The sequence below is a fragment of the Janthinobacterium sp. NKUCC06_STL genome, assembly GCF_019345455.1.
In the GTDB taxonomy this organism is placed as follows: Bacteria; Pseudomonadota; Gammaproteobacteria; order Burkholderiales; family Burkholderiaceae_D; genus Janthinobacterium; species Janthinobacterium rivuli.
Window position 1 is genome coordinate 1 of record NZ_JAHKQY010000040.1, and the last position, 311, is coordinate 311.

The following is a 311-nucleotide window of genomic DNA, read 5'->3' on the forward strand; positions in this document are numbered from 1 at the left end:
AGTGTTGAGTTCAACACCGGGATTTAGGTTTGGTCTTTTCGAGATCAAGTGCTGTATGTTCTTTAACAATCTGGAAGAAGTAAAGATTATTTATTGATCGGTTTGCCGTAACAAGCGAATCGATGGGTAATGATTGTATGTATCAACAAACAAGCAACAACGTTGTACTTTCTTATCCCTGTAGCGCTCTTTCCTCATGCAAATGATGAGAGGCTAACGTTATAGGGACAAGCGAATAAGTGCACATGGTGGATGCCTTGGCGATTACAGGCGATGAAGGACGTAGTAGCTTGCGATAAGCTGCGGGGAGT

1 rRNA gene is annotated in these 311 nt (G+C 42.8%); it reads left to right on the plus strand.

Annotated elements, in window-relative coordinates:
- Positions 1 to 225 precede the first annotated feature (225 nt).
- Positions 226 to 311, plus strand: a 23S ribosomal RNA gene (locus KO539_RS29900); the annotation flags it as partial.